16 protein-coding genes are annotated in these 18,451 nt (G+C 37.5%); 6 read left to right on the top strand and 10 right to left on the bottom strand.

Going from position 1 to position 18,451, the window contains the following annotated elements:
- Positions 1 to 70 precede the first annotated feature (70 nt).
- Together LCM02_RS06700 and LCM02_RS06695 are read right to left on the bottom strand one after the other, a co-directional pair.
- Positions 71 to 1,276, bottom strand: a complete 1,206-nt coding sequence (locus LCM02_RS06700) for an RsmB/NOP family class I SAM-dependent RNA methyltransferase (protein WP_224927550.1) — start codon at positions 1,274 to 1,276, stop codon at positions 71 to 73.
- Between the two features lie 49 nt (positions 1,277 to 1,325).
- Positions 1,326 to 2,084 carry a TIGR02757 family protein gene (locus LCM02_RS06695; protein WP_224927549.1) on the bottom strand — a complete coding sequence of 253 codons (759 nt, stop codon included), beginning with the start codon at positions 2,082 to 2,084 and terminating at the stop codon, positions 1,326 to 1,328.
- A 144-nt stretch (positions 2,085 to 2,228) separates the two neighbouring features.
- Here LCM02_RS06695 and recG point away from each other — a divergent pair, with 144 nt between their 5' ends.
- Both recG and LCM02_RS06685 read left to right on the top strand, forming a co-directional pair.
- Entirely contained in the window at positions 2,229 to 4,265 is a 2,037-nt protein-coding gene (gene recG, locus LCM02_RS06690; RefSeq protein WP_394369928.1) for an ATP-dependent DNA helicase RecG, read from the top strand.
- Between the two features lie 104 nt (positions 4,266 to 4,369).
- Positions 4,370 to 5,386 (top strand): DUF481 domain-containing protein, encoded by a 1,017-nt coding sequence (locus tag LCM02_RS06685; RefSeq protein WP_224927548.1) that lies wholly within the window; start codon positions 4,370 to 4,372, stop codon positions 5,384 to 5,386.
- A gap of 41 nt (positions 5,387 to 5,427) precedes the next feature.
- Here the strand turns inward: LCM02_RS06685 and LCM02_RS06680 are convergent, their stop codons facing one another.
- From LCM02_RS06680 to lon, 6 genes are all read right to left on the bottom strand, one after another.
- On the bottom strand, positions 5,428 to 6,639 hold the full coding sequence (locus tag LCM02_RS06680; RefSeq protein WP_224927547.1) for a C40 family peptidase: 1,212 nt from the start codon (positions 6,637 to 6,639) through the stop codon (positions 5,428 to 5,430).
- A 10-nt stretch (positions 6,640 to 6,649) separates the two neighbouring features.
- The gene (locus LCM02_RS06675; RefSeq protein ID WP_224927546.1) at positions 6,650 to 7,309 is read right to left on the bottom strand and encodes an alpha/beta hydrolase; all 660 of its coding nucleotides are present in this window, start codon (positions 7,307 to 7,309) and stop codon (positions 6,650 to 6,652) included.
- Positions 7,310 to 7,336: 27 nt separating this feature from the next.
- On the bottom strand, positions 7,337 to 7,666 hold the full coding sequence (locus LCM02_RS06670) for a DUF4870 domain-containing protein (RefSeq protein ID WP_224927545.1): 330 nt from the start codon (positions 7,664 to 7,666) through the stop codon (positions 7,337 to 7,339).
- A 38-nt stretch (positions 7,667 to 7,704) separates the two neighbouring features.
- A complete protein-coding gene (locus LCM02_RS06665) occupies positions 7,705 to 8,961 on the bottom strand; it encodes a dihydroorotase (protein WP_224927544.1) in 1,257 nt (418 codons plus the stop codon).
- Positions 8,962 to 8,995: 34 nt separating this feature from the next.
- Positions 8,996 to 10,957: a BatA domain-containing protein gene (locus tag LCM02_RS06660; RefSeq protein WP_224927543.1), complete on the bottom strand. Its 1,962-nt coding sequence runs from the start codon at positions 10,955 to 10,957 to the stop codon at positions 8,996 to 8,998.
- Between the two features lie 168 nt (positions 10,958 to 11,125).
- Positions 11,126 to 13,567, bottom strand: a complete 2,442-nt coding sequence (gene lon, locus LCM02_RS06655) for an endopeptidase La (RefSeq protein WP_224927542.1) — start codon at positions 13,565 to 13,567, stop codon at positions 11,126 to 11,128.
- 281 nt (positions 13,568 to 13,848) lie between these two features.
- Here lon and LCM02_RS06650 point away from each other — a divergent pair, with 281 nt between their 5' ends.
- Genes LCM02_RS06650 through LCM02_RS06635 form a run of 4 tightly spaced genes read left to right on the top strand, consistent with a single transcriptional unit; the run spans position 13,849 to position 16,809 of the window.
- Positions 13,849 to 14,421 (top strand): RNA polymerase sigma factor, encoded by a 573-nt coding sequence (locus LCM02_RS06650; RefSeq protein WP_224927541.1) that lies wholly within the window; start codon positions 13,849 to 13,851, stop codon positions 14,419 to 14,421.
- Positions 14,422 to 14,426: 5 nt separating this feature from the next.
- Positions 14,427 to 14,972 carry a hypothetical protein gene (locus LCM02_RS06645; protein ID WP_224927540.1) on the top strand — a complete coding sequence of 182 codons (546 nt, stop codon included), beginning with the start codon at positions 14,427 to 14,429 and terminating at the stop codon, positions 14,970 to 14,972.
- Between the two features lie 18 nt (positions 14,973 to 14,990).
- Positions 14,991 to 16,073, top strand: coding sequence for a hypothetical protein (locus tag LCM02_RS06640; RefSeq protein ID WP_224927539.1), 1,083 nt, complete (start codon positions 14,991 to 14,993; stop codon positions 16,071 to 16,073).
- Positions 16,074 to 16,086: 13 nt separating this feature from the next.
- Positions 16,087 to 16,809 carry a head GIN domain-containing protein gene (locus LCM02_RS06635; RefSeq protein WP_224927538.1) on the top strand — a complete coding sequence of 241 codons (723 nt, stop codon included), beginning with the start codon at positions 16,087 to 16,089 and terminating at the stop codon, positions 16,807 to 16,809.
- A 55-nt stretch (positions 16,810 to 16,864) separates the two neighbouring features.
- Here the strand turns inward: LCM02_RS06635 and LCM02_RS06630 are convergent, their stop codons facing one another.
- Positions 16,865 to 17,248, bottom strand: coding sequence for a DUF4258 domain-containing protein (locus tag LCM02_RS06630; protein WP_224927537.1), 384 nt, complete (start codon positions 17,246 to 17,248; stop codon positions 16,865 to 16,867).
- 2 nt (positions 17,249 to 17,250) lie between these two features.
- Positions 17,251 to 18,450 (bottom strand): alanine dehydrogenase, encoded by a 1,200-nt coding sequence (locus LCM02_RS06625; RefSeq protein WP_224927536.1) that lies wholly within the window; start codon positions 18,448 to 18,450, stop codon positions 17,251 to 17,253.
- Between the last annotated feature and the right edge of the window lies 1 nt (position 18,451).

Genomic DNA, 18,451 nt, shown 5'->3' with positions numbered 1-18,451 from the left:
TTGGAGAGATTGTTAATAATATTAAATAAAATCTTTAACGAATAGAAATCATTGTTGTTTCTGATACTTTTTATGACTCTTTTTGCAAAAGAGCCATATAAAATCCGTCAAATCCTGAAGTTGAAGGTGATACCTTTTTATCTTTTATCAATGTAAAGTCTTTGTGAGCGGATAGGAACGATTCAACCTGTTTCTCATTTTCAGAAGGAAGAATGGAACAAGTGGCATAAACCAGTTTACCTCCTTTTTTAACCATGGATGAATATTGATTCAAAATTTCGGCCTGTGTTTTTCTGATCCTGTCCAAAAATTCTTTGTCGAGTTTCCATTTAGAATCAGGGTTTCTTTTTAAAACTCCTATACCGCTGCATGGCGCATCAATCAGAACACGGTCGGCTTTTCCCTTGAGACGTTTGATCACCTTTGAATTTTCAATGGTACGGTTTTCAATATTATGGGCTCCGTCTCTTTTAGCCCGTTTTTTTAATTCAGCCAGTTTATGACCATGGATATCCATGGCGATGATCTGACCTTTATTCTTCATAAGTGATGCCAGATGGAGAGTTTTTCCTCCTGCACCTGCACAGGTATCCACAACTTTTTGACCTGGTTGTACATCCAGAAAGGGAGCTACCAGCTGCGAAGATGCGTCCTGAACTTCAAAAAGTCCATTTTTAAATGCCTTGGTCAAAAAAACATTTTTTCTTTCTGTTAATACAAGGGCATCAGGATATCCGGGAATAAATTCCGTATCTATTCTTTCAGCTTCAAGAGCCGCCTTAAGCTCTTTTTTTGTTGTTTTCAGGGTGTTTGTCCTCAATATAACACGGGCCTGTTTATTCAGTTCTTTTAACTCCTTATCCCATTTATCTCCTAATTCTTCAAAGCCCGTTTCATCCATCCAGTCCGGAATCGACTCTCTGAATTTCCTTATACCTTGAAGCTCGTCGAATTTTCCTTTTATTCTTCTTGTCGGTGTACCTTCAAAGTGTTTCCAGTCAGGCAGGTCAATGCCTTTTAAAGTGGCCCAGACTGCAAAGTTTTTCCAGATGTTTTCTCGCGTATAATGTCCTTTGGTTCCCGCTATTTCATTGTACAATCTTTTCCATCGAACCATGTCATAAATGGTCTCGGCGACAAACTTTCGGTCTCTCGACCCCCACCTTTTATCTAATTTCAAAGTTCTTTGTACCACTTTGTCTGCATATTCATTCTCGTTATAAATAAGATCCAGGGCATGAACAACCGCTGAGACTAAATTTCTGTGTAAACGCATGACATTTTAAATTTTGGGATGCAAAGGTAGCCAATTAAAGCATAGTGATTTACGAAAACTTTTCAAATACTCCGAGTCCAAACAGGGCAAAATCAAATTTAACCGGATCAGAGGGATCTAAAGCACGTAAATTAAGATCCAGTTCTTTAAGTGCTTTCGCATCGTTTTGCCTTCTTTTCAGTAATCCCAGTTTTCTGGCCACATTGCCCGAATGGATATCCAGCGGACATGAAAGAGCTGCCGGTAAAATATCCTTCCAGAGTCCAAAATCTACTCCTGCCTCATCCTTTCGGACCATCCATCTCAAAAACATGTTGATTCTTTTGGCAGCAGACCCTTTCAAAGGGTCCGAAACGTGTTTCATGGTTCTTAAAGGATGCGGTATTGAAAAAAAGACCTTTTTAAATTGATGTATGGCGACCTGTGTGTTGTCAGGAGAGGCATAACGCGTAAATATTGTTTCTAAACCTTTGTGTTCCCTGTAAATATATTTTAAGCTTGTAAGAAAAAAATCAAGATCTGTGGAATTAAACGTTCTATGGATAAAATCCGGAGAATTATGTTTTTCGTATTCCATGACAAAATCGTAGGGAGAATTCCCCATAAGTTCCATCAGTTTTTCTGCGTTTTTGATAATCATTTTGCGGTTTCCCCATGCGATAGTGGCGGTTAAAAATGCCGATATCTCAATATCCTCCTTCACAGTGTAACGGTGTGGTACCTGAATGGGGTCGGATTCTATAAACTTAGGATTGTTGTATTCAAAAACCTTTTCTTCCAATAGAGTTATGATCTCATCTGATAACATAAATAATGATTAAAAAATCAAAAGTAAAAAATATGGAAAAGAATTAAGTTTTATATTTTCGTAACAGGAATAAATAACTATCAGATTATCTTTCAAACCTCTATATCATATTTAAAAGGAGTCGGACCATCGAGAGCTCAGCTATTGGGCAAGGAGCTGGGAATTTTCACCTATGCTGATCTGGCTAATTTTTTTCCTCATCGGTACATAGATCGCACTCGATTTTATAAAATCAGGGAGCTTCAGGTAAATAGTTCCGAAGTGCAGATCATTGGAACGATTAGCGCTGTAAAGATGGTTAAACAGAAGAGAGGGAGCCGTTTGGTGGCTCAGTTCGGGGATGATACCGGAAGAATGGAATTGGTTTGGTTCAAAGGGGTAAAATGGATCAAAGATTCTTTAAAAATGAACCAGCCTTATGTGGTCTTTGGTAAAGTGAATTTCTTCAATGGTCTCTTCAACATGCCTCATCCTGAAATGGAACTTCTGAAAGATTATAAGAAGGGGTTTAAAAGTGCAATGCAACCGGTTTACCGTTCAACGGAAATCCTTTCGAATAAAGGGGTAAGTAATCGAGTGATGCAGAAAATGCAGCAACAGCTGTTTCTTGAAACAAAAGATAAGTACAATGAAACCCTGAGTCAGGTTATTTTAAAGGAAGAGGGGTTAATCTCTAAAAATGAAGCCATGTTCAATGTTCATTTTCCTCAGAGTCAGGTACTATTGTCCAAAGCACGTTACAGGCTCAAATTTGAAGAACTTTTTTTTATTCAAATGCAGCTAATTGTCAAGAATCTAAATAGTAAAACCAAAAACAAGGGCTTTGTTTTTGATCGTATTGGCAAGTATTTTAATGAATTTTATGCAACGCACCTTCCTTTTGACCTGACCAAGGCCCAGAAAAAAGTTCTAAAGGAAATACGAAGGGATGTCAATACCGGAGCTCAGATGAACAGATTACTTCAAGGTGATGTGGGATCGGGAAAGACCATAGTTGCTGTGCTAACTATGTTAATTGCCTTGGATAATGAATATCAGTCTGCATTTATAGCTCCAACGGAAATTCTTGCTCAGCAACATTTTGCGGCGGTAACTGAACTGTTGGCGCCAATGGGGGTTAATGTTCGGCTTTTGACGGGATCATCTTCTACCTCAGAAAGAAAGATGATTCATAGAGAACTTGAAGAGGGGAGTCTACATATTTTGATAGGAACCCATGCCTTGTTTGAGGATAAAGTTCAATTTGAAAACCTGGGTTTGGCTATCATTGATGAACAACACCGTTTTGGAGTTGCTCAGAGGGCGAAAATGTGGATGAAAAATGAACTCCCTCCTCATATTTTAGTCATGACAGCCACACCTATTCCACGTACCCTTGCCATGAGTGTTTACGGCGATCTCGATATTTCTGTAATTGATGAGTTGCCCCCGGGCAGAAAAGCCATCCGGACGATTCACAGGTATGATAGTAACCGGCTGTCAGTGTTTAAATTTATTCGGGAGGAAATTGCAAAAGGAAGGCAGGTTTATATTGTTTACCCATTAATCAAGGAATCGGAACAATTGGACTATAAGGATCTAATGGATGGTTATGATAGTATCTCGAGAGAATTTCCCTTACCGGATTACAGAATAAGTATTGTTCATGGACAAATGAAGCCCAGGGACAAAGATTATGAGATGCAGAGATTTGTGAAAGGCGAGACGCAGATCATGGTGGCTACAACGGTTATTGAAGTAGGTGTCAATGTTCCTAACGCCAGTTTGATGCTTATTGAAAGTGCCGAGCGATTTGGCCTCTCCCAGCTTCATCAGTTAAGAGGAAGAGTAGGGCGTGGTGCAGACCAGAGCTATTGTATTTTGATGACGAGTATGAAGCTGACAAAAGAAGCCAAAACTCGTTTACAAACGATGGTCGAGACGAATGATGGATTCAAAATTGCTGAGGTTGATCTAAAACTGAGGGGCCCCGGAGATTTAATGGGGACACAGCAAAGCGGCATATTAAATTTAAGAATAGCGGATATTGTTCAGGATTCGGAACTTTTGTATAAAGCCAGAACTGCGGCAAAAAAAGTAGTTTATGCCGAAAATGGTCATCTGAATCCATTGCATCAGAAAACCTGGATGAGCTTTCAGCATATTATGAAAAACAAATCGATCTGGTCAAATATTAGTTAGGGTCAAGAAAACACAATTGCTTGAGAATAAGTATTAATTACATATTTGGTACATTCAAATCGCTTAGATTTTTTTGATATATTTGTTTGAAAATCCCCTTAGTTATGACCAAATACTTACCCTTCATTTTATTATTTTTCGTCACATCCCTGGTTTTTAGCCAAAAGGATTCCATTAAATTGTCAAATAACGATGTTCTGGTAGGGTCCATAGAAAAAATGGATTTCAGTATACTAACCTTCAGCACCTCATACGATGATTCTGATTTTAAAATTAAATGGGGTGAAGTCTTAGAGATCTATAGTTCAGGACAGTTTATTATTTCAGTTGAAGATGGTGATCGATTTACTTCAGATATTCAAAGCGTTGACGGTAAGGAAAAGACTGTTAAGGTAATGGCGGAAGGAGTAGAGACGGAATATGCGTTAGATGAAATCGTTTTTATTGAGCCTATTGGAAGCGGTTTTTTCTCTCGACTTACTGTTGATATCGATTTGGGGATTAATATAACGAAAGCGAACAATTTCAGACAGGTAACCTCCAATATTGATGCTACATATCTGGCCTATAAATGGAGGGCCAGGGGTTATTACAAAACTGTAATCAGTCGTCAGGACGGGGCCGCTGATATTAATCGGATGGATGCCCAGTTAGGAGGAGAATATTATTTACCACATGACTGGTTCCTGCAGGCCAACGCGATTTACCTGTCGAATGATGAACAATTGCTGGATCTTAGATCAACCTATCAGTTTGGTGGAGGTTATTATTTTATAAGGAACAATTCCATGTTTTTCTCTGCAAAGGCGGGTCTCGCTTATACTACAGAGAATTTTTCGAATGATACTCCTGACAGGAATAGTACGGAAGGTTTCCTGGCCCTTGGATTTAATAAATACGCTATTGGAGATTTAAGTGTTCAAACCAACGCGGCACTTTATCCAAGCTTTTCTCAGAGTGGTCGGTACAGAGTTGATTTCAATTTTGACATGAAGTATGACCTTCCGCTTGATTTTTATATTCGATTAGGACTTAACTATAATTATGATAACAAGCCTGTTGAAGATGCTTCCGACAGCGATTATGTATTTACAACATCTTTTGGATGGGAGTGGAATTAATTCTGATTGACAGGTTTTTTATCTGATGTAAATACTTATGATCAAGATTTTAATTTGCTTATCATGCTGACTTTTTTTAGGTCCATGATCAAGGGATCTTCTGCATCCAGATACCTTCTGCTTCCAAGATATCTGTTCTTGTTAAAAGCATCATAATATTCTGACTCCGGCTTGATTGATCCAATTTTGACTTTTCCGGAAGCATGAATGAATTCACCTTTTTCATTGCCCAGCCAGATACCCACATGAGTTACCCTTTGCCTCGTGCTGTCTGTAGCTTTTTTTCCAAAAAACATAAGGTCACCTTTTTTAAGTTCACTCATATCCAGTTTGGGATCTATATCATTTCCGGCCATAATTTGCTGTGAGGCATCTCTTGGAATAATAAATCCGTTCATAAGATAAACGGTTTTGGTGAAACCGCTGCAGTCCATTCCTTTTGAGGAGGTTCCTCCCCATAAATAAGGAACCCCAACGAGTTCTCTGGCGTATAGCTCAAGAAGGTCCCCCGAAGGTTGTACTTCATTAATCCAGTTGTTGAATAGGAAACATTCGGATTTTTTTACATATCCTGTTCTCTGGTCAGGGTAGAGGACCTTAAAACTACCCTCAAATTCTTTTAGTACTGCAAGCTGGCTCCCCAAGACGATGTCCCCGACTTTTTCAAATTCACTCATTTCGTTTTTATAAACGTTGCCATACGATTTTGTAAATATGATCTTTTCAGCCTCGTGCCAAACTTCCAATTCCTCCGGGGTCATCAGTTTGACACCTCCGTGGTCCACCCATGAGATATAGCCATCCGGGGTTTGAACCAGATAAAAGTCGCCCTTAATTTTTAGCACTTTAAGTTCAGTTCCTAAAACCGCCTGTGTAGCGAGTTCAGCTGAATGTTTTGGCTTTGATCTGATATTGGCAACGGAGTTATTTACAATGGCATATTGAAATTTCCCTACAGTGCTGTCTGGCAATACATTAATTTTATTTTCTACATCGGACCCCAGATTTTGAGCCATATCTACTAAAACCTCTACAGCCTGCGGTTGATCAGATTCTCCTTCAAGAATAAGCTTATTGTTTTTTAAATGAATTCCAATATCAAATCGTGCAACTCTCTTATCGGGAGCATAAACCGTTTTAAGACTGTCATTGATATTGTTTAAAACTATTAAATCTTTATTGTAGGTTTCAGCACAGGAAAATACAACCAGAAAAAAACTACATAGAATTAAGGGAAGGATTTTTTTACACATTTTTGTATGATTATTTACATCTCTCTTTTATCCAGCGCTGAAGATCGAAGAAGTTCTGCGGGGCCACACCATGGCCCACCGGATATTCGTGATACTCATTCTTAATCTTTAATTTGTTGAGAAATGGTTCTGTTTTTCTGGCCCATTCCACAGGTATCACCTGATCCACAGTGCCATGTGAAACAAAAAAGTCCAAAGCTTTAAATCGTTCTTTTTCAAAGGGCTTTTCAATCAGGTCCTCATTAATATAACCACTTAATGCGATAACTTTTTTGATTTTATCCGGATGGTTTAAGGCATAAGCCATACTGAGAATAGTACCTTGACTGAATCCTAAAAGGAAAATTTTCTCTTCATTAATCTCATATTCAGCTTTAAGTTCCTCAATAAATAGATCAATTGTTGATAAGGCGGATCGTGCCTCTGGAAGATCTGAAAATTTATCACTCGTTGTAGCATCAAAATGTATGGTATACCAGGCATAACTTCCAAAACCCATCGATAAAGGTGCTCGAGCGCTTATGATCAACAATTCATCCGGTAATTCCTCCGCAAATGAAAAAAGGTCTTGTTCATTGCTTCCATAGCCATGGAACATGATCAATAAAGGTGGTTTGGAAATTTCAATTTTTGGCCTTCGTATTAGGTATTCCAAGGATTTTGTATGCATAAAAGGTGTAAATCAAAAAAAGGTTAATTATCCAATATTACGAAACCATTCCTGAAACTGATCCCCAAATAAAGGAATTCTTTTTTCTTCGCCCTGAATCGCTCCCAGCAACCCAAAAATCCATAAAACAAAAACCCCAATACCCAATATCGTGTTCAGCCAACCAAAATCTGAATAGCGCTGAATGAAATTCACAATCAGCCACATGATAAAAATTCCCAGAGCCTGACGAATGTGAAAGGAGGCAAAATAATTGTGTTTATTCTGGTTCATAATAAACGCTATCAAAGTTCCTATAACTGTGATGTAACTTATTATAGCCATTGTTTTTCCTTCTTTAACTGTTTGATTATACATAGTGATAAGTTTAAAAACTATATTGATCGATTCGAAGTTTATGATAAGATAAGTTGCTTGTTCGCAATTATTCCATAGGCCCTACCTTTGAGCTGTTTTCCTAAAAACGCCGAATTCTTGGACTTTGAAAGGATATTTTTTTCTTCAAAGATATAATCGATTTCCGGGTCAAACAGGGTAAGTTCAGCCTTGTTGTCTTCCTCAATAATTCCTACAGGAAGATCGAACCTTTTTCTTGGATTTTCAGTGAGGCAAACAATGGCGTCCTCAAGATCAATTATTGAACCAACACTGCCGAATAACGATTCCATTCCAATCGTACCGAAATGAGCATTTTCAAATTCCACATTTTTATTCTCAATATCGATCGGATTGTGGTCGCTTACAATCATATCAACAACACCCTCCTTGATCCCTTTAATAAGGGCTTTAGTGTCCTTTGTTGCCCTTAATGGCGGGTTTACCTTATAGTTTGTGTCAAAAGAACTTAGCTCTTCATCGGTAAGATAAAGATGATGGGCCGTAACGCTGCAGGTAACATCCAGTCCTTTTTTCTTGGCTTCTTTCACAAGCTGAACTCCTTTATGAGTTGATATGGTAGGAATATGTAGTTTTCCACCTGTATATTCAAGTAGCGAAAGGTCTCTTGTAATTTGCAGTTCCTCCGAAAGATTTGGAATGGAATTAAGCCCGAGTCTTGTTGTATTTTCACTTTCATTTACAAATCCGTGCTTTCCAATACCCTCGTCCTGTGGAAAACTCATTACAATTCCATCAAAATTTTGAACATACAAAAGGGCTATTTTGAGCAGGTTTGCGTTTTCTATGGATTTATTATAATCTCCAAATGCAATGGCTCCTGAATTCTTCATATCATAAAGTTCAGCCATTTCTCTTCCCAGGGCTCCCTGAGTCAAATTGGCAATGGGATGAAGGTCAACGGCCGAGTCCTTTGCTTTTTGAATAAGAAACTCAACAGCAGATTTGTTATCAATTAAAGGATTTGTATTTGGGTTGACAGCAACCCTTGTAAAACCCGATTTCGCAGCTACTTCAAGTCCGTGCTCTATGTTCTCTCTTTCCTCAAAGCCTGGCTCTCCCAAAGAAACACTGCTATCGAACCAACCCATGGAAACATGCAGGTTTTTAAGATTTATTTCTCGGCAGTTTTTAGGTCCTTCCAGTGTTTTTCCAATTTCGGAGATCATACCATTTTTGATCAAAATATCCATTTTCTTATTGTGATACTTTGAGTTTTTGTCGATGATCTTTGCAGATCTAAGAAGTATGTTCATTTATTTCCTGTTTTGATGCTACTCACCTAAAGTTTCAGTTTTTTAAAAATTTTTGGAGAAGTATTTCCAAGCTTAAAAAAACCAAAGCAAAAATAATAAATAATTGCCACAATTTTTTATTATTATCCCTTTCAATTCGGTCCTCTAAATCCTTATTAAAACCGTCGTAAAGTTTGATATTGGCATGTTTGGAAACGAATTCCTCCATAGGGTTAAAATTCATATCGCTCTCTTTACGATCATAATTATAGGCCATTTTTTTAAGCTCAGTATTTCCTGAGACAAGACTGTAAATACCTTGAACCTGAGGGTACTGCTCGGTTGAAAATCGTATCATGTCTCCTGACTTTGATTGCAGGGGTATGAATTCATTATCATCCCGAACCATTTTAATGATTTCGTCTCCTGAATAGCTGAATTCAACAGCAAATTCGCTTGGTTGTCCAATAGTGTAAAACAATGATCTGGAATCCTGTTGATTTATGGAGAAATTATAAAAAAGAGGTACTATGAGGGGAGACTCTGTAAAAGTATTATTGACTGTGGAAAGGGGTGAAGAAAGCCAGTAAATTTTTTGATTAAAATAATTATACTCAGAGGCAAATACATTGAAATCGCTAAATTGCAACAGTGGGGAAGATCCTTTTAGATCCGTAATATAGCCGTTTTTCAAGATCGGGTATTGAAAATTATAAACACGCTCCTCAAATACATTTTTAAAAAACGGATGATCATAGTTTATCCGGTTTAAAATTTTTTCATTTTCAAAAGCACTTAGAATTTTCCCCATACCCAGAGATTCAAACAGGTGGTTATATGCAATGAAATCAATGTCATCAGATGGAATGATCACTAAGTTTCCTTTTGTTCTTGCAAAACTTTTAAGACTTTGTACAAGGGGGCGAGAAATTGATTCCAGCTCATTCAGAATGATTAGGTTCTGGTCCAGAATTTTACTTTGATCGAGATCGGATAAGCTGCTGCTTATGAGTTCAAACTCCTTTCTATTGTATATTCTTTGAATAAAAGGTGCTGGTTTACCAATGAGCATGACCTTTGTCTTTATTTTTTCAGGAATAACAAAATAGAGTTCATTATCGAAATTGATACGGTGGTCGTTGATACTTACTTTTCCTGAATTAACTTTATTTTCCGGAACCTTAAATTCGATCTCAATCGTTGAATTTTCTTCAATGTCTACATTGGCTTTCCCAAACAACTCTTCACCTAAATGCAAGGAAACAGCCAGATTCACTGATTGGTTTTGCCAGCTTTTGAGCCTTGATTTAATTGTGATTTGATCTGAAGGCCCGGGTTCAATCCAGACACTGTCAACGGATAAGTTCATCTTATTAATTCCGGAAAGGTCAACAAAATTGTATTGTTGATTACCATCAATTAATGCACTGTCAGGGTAGCCGTTAATTTTTTGAAAATCAGAAATTAAATAAACTTCATATAAAATATTTTCATTTCTCGCTATATGGAAATTGATTTGATTTAAAATTTGATTTAACTCTTTTTTTATGGGGTGTAATTTTAGTTCTATCAGTGTTTTTTCGAGTTCCTTTGGGCTGAGATCCTCATAGGACTCGTCATTGGTTATTAAAGAGATGTTTTCACCAAAAGAAGTAATTCTGTCTATGAGCCTGTTCTTGGCCATCTGAAACTCTTCAATATCACCGTTACTTTTTGCCTGGAGGCTCAAAGAATTATCAAGATAAAGCAAGGTTTCTCTATTGAGCCTATTCGTGTTGTCTGTGAAATAGGGTTGAGCGAATGCCAGAACAAGCATGGCCAGGGCAAGCATTCGGCATATCAATATCAGTAGTTTTTTTAGTTTCGAACTTTTCCTGGTTTCCAATTCGATTTGTTTAAGATATTTCACATTAGTAAAATATTCCTTTCGAAATTTTTGAAGCTGAAAAAGGTGAATAAGAATGGGGATAAGGAGCAGCAATAAAAAAAATAAAATCTCTGGGTGTTTAAATTGCATCAGTCCGAATTACTTTGGTCAAAAGTAGGAATTTATTTCACAAAAATGACACAGTAGGTTGCGTAAAATGTGTTCAAAAAATTACTTTGACAGCTATCTTCACACAAAAAAGGGTTGTTTTATTAAACAACCCTTTGAATATGATAATTTATCTATGATTATTAGAATCTAATTTTTCGCTTTTTGCTTAAGCAGGGCCAGATTTATAACCTCTTTCATTTCTTTGACATAGTGAAAAGTTAATCCTTTAAGATATTTCTGATTGATTTCTTCAATATCTTTACGATTGTCGTCGCATAAAATGATCTCCTTGATATTGGCCCTTTTCGCTGCCAGTATTTTTTCTTTTATACCCCCAACAGGCAAGACCTTACCACGTAGAGTAATCTCTCCTGTCATCGCCAGTTTGGCTTTCACTTTACGTTGAGTTAATGTTGATACAAGTGAGGTCAACATTGTAATCCCTGCACTAGGGCCATCTTTCGGTGTAGCTCCTTCCGGAACATGAATATGAATGTTGTTATTAATCAAAGTTTCATACTCGATTCCGAATTCCTCTAAATTAGCCTTAATGTATTCCAGGGCTATCGTTGCCGATTCTTTCATAACCTTGCCAAGATTACCGGTAATGGATAAATTTCCTTTTCCTTTTGAAAGAATGGATTCAATAAAAAGAATATCTCCGCCAACACTTGTCCAGGCCAGGCCGGTTACCACCCCTGCAATATCATTGTTCTCATATTTATCTCTTTCAAGATGAGAAGGCCCAAGAATATTTTCAATATCCTCATCAGTGATTTTCACATTGTATTCCTCCTCCATGGCGATGGACTTTGCGCCAAACCTTACTATTTGAGCCAATTTCTTTTCGAGCCCGCGAACTCCGGATTCACGCGTATAACCTGTAACTACCTTTTCAAATTGTTTTTTGGCTATTTTTAAATGAGTACTGTTTAGACCATGTTCCTTCAGTAATTTTGGAAGCAGATGTCTTTTCGCAATTTCAACCTTTTCCTCCACGGTATATCCGCTCACATTAATGATTTCCATTCTGTCTCTTAAAGCCCATGGAATGGTTGACAAGCTGTTGGCCGTTGCAATGAACATTACTTTTGAAAGGTCATAACCAACCTCAAGGTAATTGTCGTAAAATTCAGCATTTTGCTCAGGATCCAGGACTTCAAGCATTGCCGATGAAGGGTCACCACTGTGACTTGACCCCAGTTTGTCAATTTCATCAAGCACAAACACCGGATTCGAGGTTTCCGCTTTCTTAATACTTTGAATGATCCTTCCCGGAAGTGCACCAATGTACGTTTTCCTGTGGCCCCTTATTTCGGCCTCATCTCGTAATCCACCCAATGACATTCTTACGTATTTTCTACCTAATGATTCCGCAACGGATTTGCCTAATGAGGTTTTTCCGACTCCCGGAGGTCCATACAAACATATGATCGGAGATTTCATATCTCCTTTAAGTTTTAATACAGCTAAATGTTCAATGATCCTTTTTTTAACCTTTTCAAGCCCATAATGATCCCTGTCAAGGATTTTTTGCGCTCTTTTCAAATCAAACAGATCTGTCGAATATTCTTCCCAAGGTAGTTCAAGTAAAAGGTCGAGGTAGTTTCGCTGCACTGAATACTCCGCTACCTGAGGATTCATTCTTTGCAACCTGCCTATTTCCTTTTCAAATGTGGTGGCCACTTCTTTGCTCCATTTTTTACCCTTGGCCAGCTCCTTCATTTCTTCGATCTCCTCATCATGAGAAACCCCACCCAGCTCTTCCTGGATGGTTTTCATTTGTTGATGCAAATAATATTCCCGTTGTTGTTGATCCATGTCTTCACGAACCTTAGACTGGATATCATTGCTGAGTTCAAGGCGTTGAAGTTCTTTATTCATCTTTCTCAAGGTGGCGAGTGCTCTGCTCTTGAGGCTGTTGATATTCAAGAGTTCCTGTTTTTCCTCTTGTGTCAGATTCAGATTTGAAGAAACAAAATTGATCAAAAAGGAATTACTTTGAATATTCTTAATCGCAAAAGAGGCTTCTGTTGGTAAGTTCGGGTTTTCCTTTATAATTCTCAGGGAAATATCTTTGATAGAATCTATGATCGCCTTGAATTCACTATCCGTTACAGAAGGAACTTCTTCTACAACTTCTTTTACCAGAGCCTTTAAATAAGGCCTCTCCTGTGTCAGACGGTCGATTTCGAATCGTTTTTTACCCTGAAGTACTACCATGGTATTACCATCAGGCATTTTTAAAATTTTCAGGATTCTAGCAACGGTACCTACTTTAAAGATATCATCCATTCCCGGATTTTCAGTTCCTTCATTCTTTTGAGCTACTACCCCAATAGTTTTATCACCCTTATTGGCTTCTTTTATCAATTTGATGGATTGATCTCTGCCCGCCGTTATAGGGATTACAACCCCGGGGAAAAGAACCGTATTTCTCAGTGGTAAAATGGGTAATTCTTCCGGAACATCTTCTTTTCGCATTTCCTCCTCATCTTCCGGAGTCATCAATGGAATCAATTCCGCTTCTTCATCCAAAATGTTCTGAAGTGACAAATTGTCAATGTTTATAAATTTTGATCTGCTCATCTTCTTTTTAAGCCATTTTGACATTGCTTGAGTAATGTTAAAATGAATTTGTATTAATTATCAATATTTAATTATCTCATTAAAAGTGAGTTAAGGCGTTATCCCTAAGATCACCACTATGTATTGGACAATTCCTGTGCCATTTTTTTAATTTCTTATTAAGGGTATAGATCTATATATATAATGTATTGATTCTAAATTTATTAGAAAAAAGTTTAAATTTAATTGACCAAAGTGTAACACCTTTGAAAATCAATTGTCATTAAAATAGAAGAGAAACATTGCAAACAGATCAACAACATATTAAAGACTTGCTGCAGGCTTGTTCGAAGGGAAGTAAAACAGCGCAGTTTGAAATCTATAAATTATATTATAAAGCCATGTATAACACCGCTTTAAGGATACTTCAAAATACTTTTGATGCTGAAGATGTAATGCAAGAAGCATTTTTAAACGCCTTTACAAAGCTGGATTCATATAAAGGAGAAGTGCCTTTTGGAGCATGGTTGAAACGGATTGTTATTAATAGAAGCCTTACACTTTTAAAGAAAAGAAACAAGCTTCAGGAAGTGAATCTGGAAGTGGTGGATAACAAACTGGAAAATGAAGAAGAATCCCAGACTAATGAAGTAAAAATAGATTATGTAAACCTCAAGGTACAGGAAGTAGGCAGAGCAATGAAAGCGCTTAAAGAAAATTACAGAACGGTGCTGACTTTAAGTTTGGTGGAAGGATATGACAATGAGGAGATTTCTCAAATACTGAACATAAGCAACGAGAATTGCAGAACGACAATTTCAAGAGCTAAGCGAAAATTAAGAAAAATATTAATGGATTCATCCGTCTTAAATTAAAAGATATGAAAACGAATTTAGAAGATTATTTTAAGAAGAATAAAGAGAATTTTGATTTTGCGGAACCAAATTTAGGACATTTTGAAAGGTTTCAAAAAAGACTTGAAACAGACTCAGAAAAATCCCAAAGAAAGGGTGGTACTCCCTGGTATATTCTGGCGGTAGCTGCCTCAGTACTTTTGTTCTTTGGATACTGGATGGGAAATTACAATCAGAATGATCTGAACAGAGGGTTGGAACTTGCTGAAATATCTCCTCAAATGGAGGAAACTCAAAATTTCTATGTTGCTACTATTCAGAAGGAAATGGAAGAGATCAAGTCAATGCAAACCCCATCGAATCAACGCATCATTGACGATGCATTTAAACAATTGGATTTACTGGAAACAAACTATCAGAGGCTGACTTTAGAGCTCAAGGAAAGCAATGCTGATAAGCGTGTTATATATGCCATGATAACAAATTTTCAAAGTAGACTTTTAGTCTTGCAGAATTTGATGGATCAACTCGAGGAATTTAACGAATTAGTGCCTCAGGAAAATAAAGTTTAAAACAATAAAACAAAAGTCATGAAAAATAAGATACAATTATTATTAGCTATTCTTTTAGTGATTCCTATGCTTAGTATAGCAAATCCTTGGAAGAAGAAATGGGATTATGAGAAAACAAAGACAATCAAAAAGGAATATTCAGTAAATGCGGATGCGGCACTGAACATTAAAAACAAGTATGGAAATGTTGATGTTATTTCCTGGGACCAGAATAAGGTGGTCATTGAAGTAACTATAACAGTGTCTGGAAATAATGAGTCCAAAGTTGTGGAACGTTTGTCAAAGATCGATGTGGAATTTGAAAGCAGTAAGTCCTTAGTTTCAGCTGAAACGAAATTTAACAACAAGTCTAAAAATTGGTGGAACTCAGGAAGTAAAATGAGCTATCAAATTGACTATAAGGTGAAAGTGCCGGTTACCAACAAGGTTGACCTGAACAATGACTACGGGACAATTTCATTGAACGAGATCAAAGGCCAGGCAGAAATAAATTGCGATTATGGTAAAGTTTTAATCGGAAGTCTGCATCACAATAACAACAGTATCAACATTGATTATACATCAGATTCAGAGATTGAATATATGAATGGAGGAAGTATCAATGCCGATTATTCTAAATTCAGATTGGAGAAAGCAAATAATATTGATTTGAACGCTGATTATACAGATTCTGAATTCATGTCTGTTGAAGAGCTGAAATTTGTATGTGATTATGGAAAAATTGAGGTTGACAAGGCGGCCAGCATTGAAGGAAACGGAGATTATTTGACCATGAGATTCGGAACCATTAAAAATAAATTGCGCATTCAGGCAGATTACGGCAGTATCAAGGTGGATAAAATGATGAAAGGATTCAGAGAATTATATGTTCATTCAGATTATGCAGGTATTAAAGTCGGACTTGATGATGATATTGCATTTGACTTCAAGGTTGAATTAAGCTATGGCGGGTTTGATTACAATGGAGAGGGAATCAATTATCAAAAGAAGATCATAAAATCACAATCTAAGTATTTTGAAGGCTACGTGAAGAGTCAGAATTCCGGTTCCGTTGTAGATATTTCTTCTGAATACGGCGGAGTAAAATTATATAACAATTAAAATCAAACCAATAATGAAAAACTTAATTTTTAAAACAATAGTATTCACATTCGTATTTTTCCTTTCATTAGGAATGGGGTATGCACAGAAGGTCAAGGGAAATGGAAAGGTCATAGAGAAGACAAGAAACGTTGGAAATTTTGATGGAGTAGGAGTATCCGGTTCATTTGACGTATTTCTTGTAAAGGGCCAGGAAGGTAAAATTGAAATTACGGTAGAAGAGAATCTGGAACCTTACCTGATTACCGAAGTAAAAGACGGTTCATTGAAAATAAAATGGAAGAAAGGTGTTAATATCAAAACCACCAAAAATACAGTATTAACCGTTCATTTTAACGATTTAAGCGGACTGGCTCTGGCAGGTTCAGGAGATATAATAGGAAAGGATAAGATCGTTACTGAAAATTTAGGATTGGCCATTGCCGGATCCGGAGATATTAAAATATCGGCCGATGCCACTAAAATTGGCGCAGCGATTTCAGGTTCAGGAGATATGGAACTAAGCGGAACTTCGACACAGTTTGACGCAAAAGTAGCAGGCTCCGGAGATATTGATGCTTACGATCTGGTTACGGAAAAGGCAGAATTAAAGATTTCAGGTTCCGGGTCGATCGGGACGAATGTCCAGAAAGAAATTATGGCAAGAATATCTGGCTCTGGTGACATAAAATACAAAGGGAACCCTCCCGTTGAGGATATAAAAGTTAGTGGTTCCGGAAGTGTAAGCAGCTATTAAGAAATTGTGGTTAGTTATTTGATAAATGTCGGTAAATATATTTTACCGGCATTTATTATTTTTTATCAAGGAGCTGAAGGCTGTTTACGATTGCCGTGGAATCGCATACATCAACGGTTATGATCATTCTTGAATCGGTAGCTCCTCCTTGAATCCAATAATTCCTGCAAGGATCATTTTTTACCCTGCTTTTTGAAAAATCGATTTCACCGGTTTTTATAATCTGCATGATTTGAAGACTATCTATATCACTTGATTGCAATTCTTCACGAACGTCCTGACTGAAGCTTATTTTCTTCTGCTGAATAATGTTGAGAATCCTGTCATTGGGAAGCCAGTTGCACGAAGCATTTTTACCACCCAGAAAAAAGAAAACAATCACAATGCCCATGACAAAACCAATGCCATAGAGCGTAAAACGCGTTTTCATATCTTCCATAATCAGAATATAAGTAAATTGATATCGGTAAATGGCAGTCCAAACCAATCGGCAATATGCTTATTGGTTAAGATACCGTGGTAAAAATACATTCCTTTCTGAAGACTTTTGTCAAATCGGGCTGCATTCTCAATTCCTCCCATATCTCCTATGTTTAGCAGGTAAGGTGTGAAAATATTGCTGATAGAAACCGAGGCAGTTCTTGAATAACGGGAAGGAATGTTCGGAACACCGTAATGAATCACTCCATGTTTAACGATGGTTGGGTTTGTGTGTGTTGTTACTTCCGAGGTCTCAAAGCAACCACCGTTATCGATGCTTACGTCAATAATAACAGCGCCATCTTTCATTTGTTCCACCATGCTCTCATCAGCTACTACAGGAGTCCTTGTCTTACCGCGTAATGCTCCAATGGCCACATCACATTCAGCGAGTGATTTGGTAAGGTTTTTGGGTTGCAGGGTAGAGGTAGCTATAGGATGTGGCAATTTATGTTGAACACTTCTAAGTTTTGTAAGAGAATTGTCAAACACTTCTACACTGGCCCCAAGTCCTAAAGCGGATCTCGCTGCAAATTCACATACGGTTCCGGCACCAATGATGACCACTTTACTGGGAGGAACACCACCTATATTCCCCAATAAAAGTCCATTACCCAGATTATTATTATTCATAATTTCAGCCGCAATGAGTACCGAAGCCGTTCCGGCAATTTCACTCAGGGATTTTACCAAAGGATAAATTCCATGATTATCCTGAATATAATCAAAGGCAATAGCAGTAATTCTTTTTTCAGCCAAAGCTTTAAAATACTCCTTTGTCTGAGTTTTGATCTGCATGGCAGAAATAAGGACACTTTGAGGATTGATCATTTTGACCTCGTCAAGAGATGGTGGTTCTACCTTTAAAATGATGCTGCAAGCAAAGACATCATTGGGATTGTAAGAGATTTTAGCACCGGCCTCCGAATATTCCTGATCCGTGTAGTTGGTTCCGTCTCCCGCACCAGACTCAACGACAATCCTGTGGCCGTTAGACGTAAGTGCTGCAACGGCGTTTGGAGTCAGACAAATTCTTTTTTCATCAAAATGCGTTTCCTTGGGAATACCGATGTATAATTCATCTTTATGCTTCTTTACCTCAAGCATTTCAGGTTTGGGCATCAGTTCTTCTCGACTGAATGGTGATAGTTGTTTGGGCATT

The organism is Lutimonas saemankumensis, assembly GCF_020171465.1.
GTDB lineage: Bacteria > Bacteroidota > Bacteroidia > Flavobacteriales > Flavobacteriaceae > Lutimonas > Lutimonas saemankumensis.
This window is presented reverse-complemented; position numbering and strand designations above follow the sequence as displayed.

Excerpts from the sequence above, each read along its gene's own strand:
- LCM02_RS06665 (WP_224927544.1), bottom strand. The coding sequence starts at position 8,961 with ATGAACATACTTCTTAGATCTGCAAAGATCATCGACAAAAACTCAAAG.
- LCM02_RS06635 (WP_224927538.1), top strand. The coding sequence starts at position 16,087 with ATGAAAAACTTAATTTTTAAAACAATAGTATTCACATTCGTATTTTTC.
- LCM02_RS06640 (WP_224927539.1), top strand. The coding sequence starts at position 14,991 with ATGAAAAATAAGATACAATTATTATTAGCTATTCTTTTAGTGATTCCT.
- LCM02_RS06670 (WP_224927545.1), bottom strand. The coding sequence starts at position 7,666 with ATGTATAATCAAACAGTTAAAGAAGGAAAAACAATGGCTATAATAAGT.
- LCM02_RS06680 (WP_224927547.1), bottom strand. The coding sequence starts at position 6,639 with ATGTGTAAAAAAATCCTTCCCTTAATTCTATGTAGTTTTTTTCTGGTT.
- LCM02_RS06660 (WP_224927543.1), bottom strand. The coding sequence starts at position 10,957 with ATGCAATTTAAACACCCAGAGATTTTATTTTTTTTATTGCTGCTCCTT.
- LCM02_RS06675 (WP_224927546.1), bottom strand. The coding sequence starts at position 7,309 with ATGCATACAAAATCCTTGGAATACCTAATACGAAGGCCAAAAATTGAA.
- LCM02_RS06700 (WP_224927550.1), bottom strand. The coding sequence starts at position 1,276 with ATGCGTTTACACAGAAATTTAGTCTCAGCGGTTGTTCATGCCCTGGAT.
- LCM02_RS06625 (WP_224927536.1), bottom strand. The coding sequence starts at position 18,450 with ATGCCCAAACAACTATCACCATTCAGTCGAGAAGAACTGATGCCCAAA.
- LCM02_RS06645 (WP_224927540.1), top strand. The coding sequence starts at position 14,427 with ATGAAAACGAATTTAGAAGATTATTTTAAGAAGAATAAAGAGAATTTT.
- LCM02_RS06630 (WP_224927537.1), bottom strand. The coding sequence starts at position 17,248 with ATGGAAGATATGAAAACGCGTTTTACGCTCTATGGCATTGGTTTTGTC.
- LCM02_RS06695 (WP_224927549.1), bottom strand. The coding sequence starts at position 2,084 with ATGTTATCAGATGAGATCATAACTCTATTGGAAGAAAAGGTTTTTGAA.
- LCM02_RS06685 (WP_224927548.1), top strand. The coding sequence starts at position 4,370 with ATGACCAAATACTTACCCTTCATTTTATTATTTTTCGTCACATCCCTG.
- lon (WP_224927542.1), bottom strand. The coding sequence starts at position 13,567 with ATGAGCAGATCAAAATTTATAAACATTGACAATTTGTCACTTCAGAAC.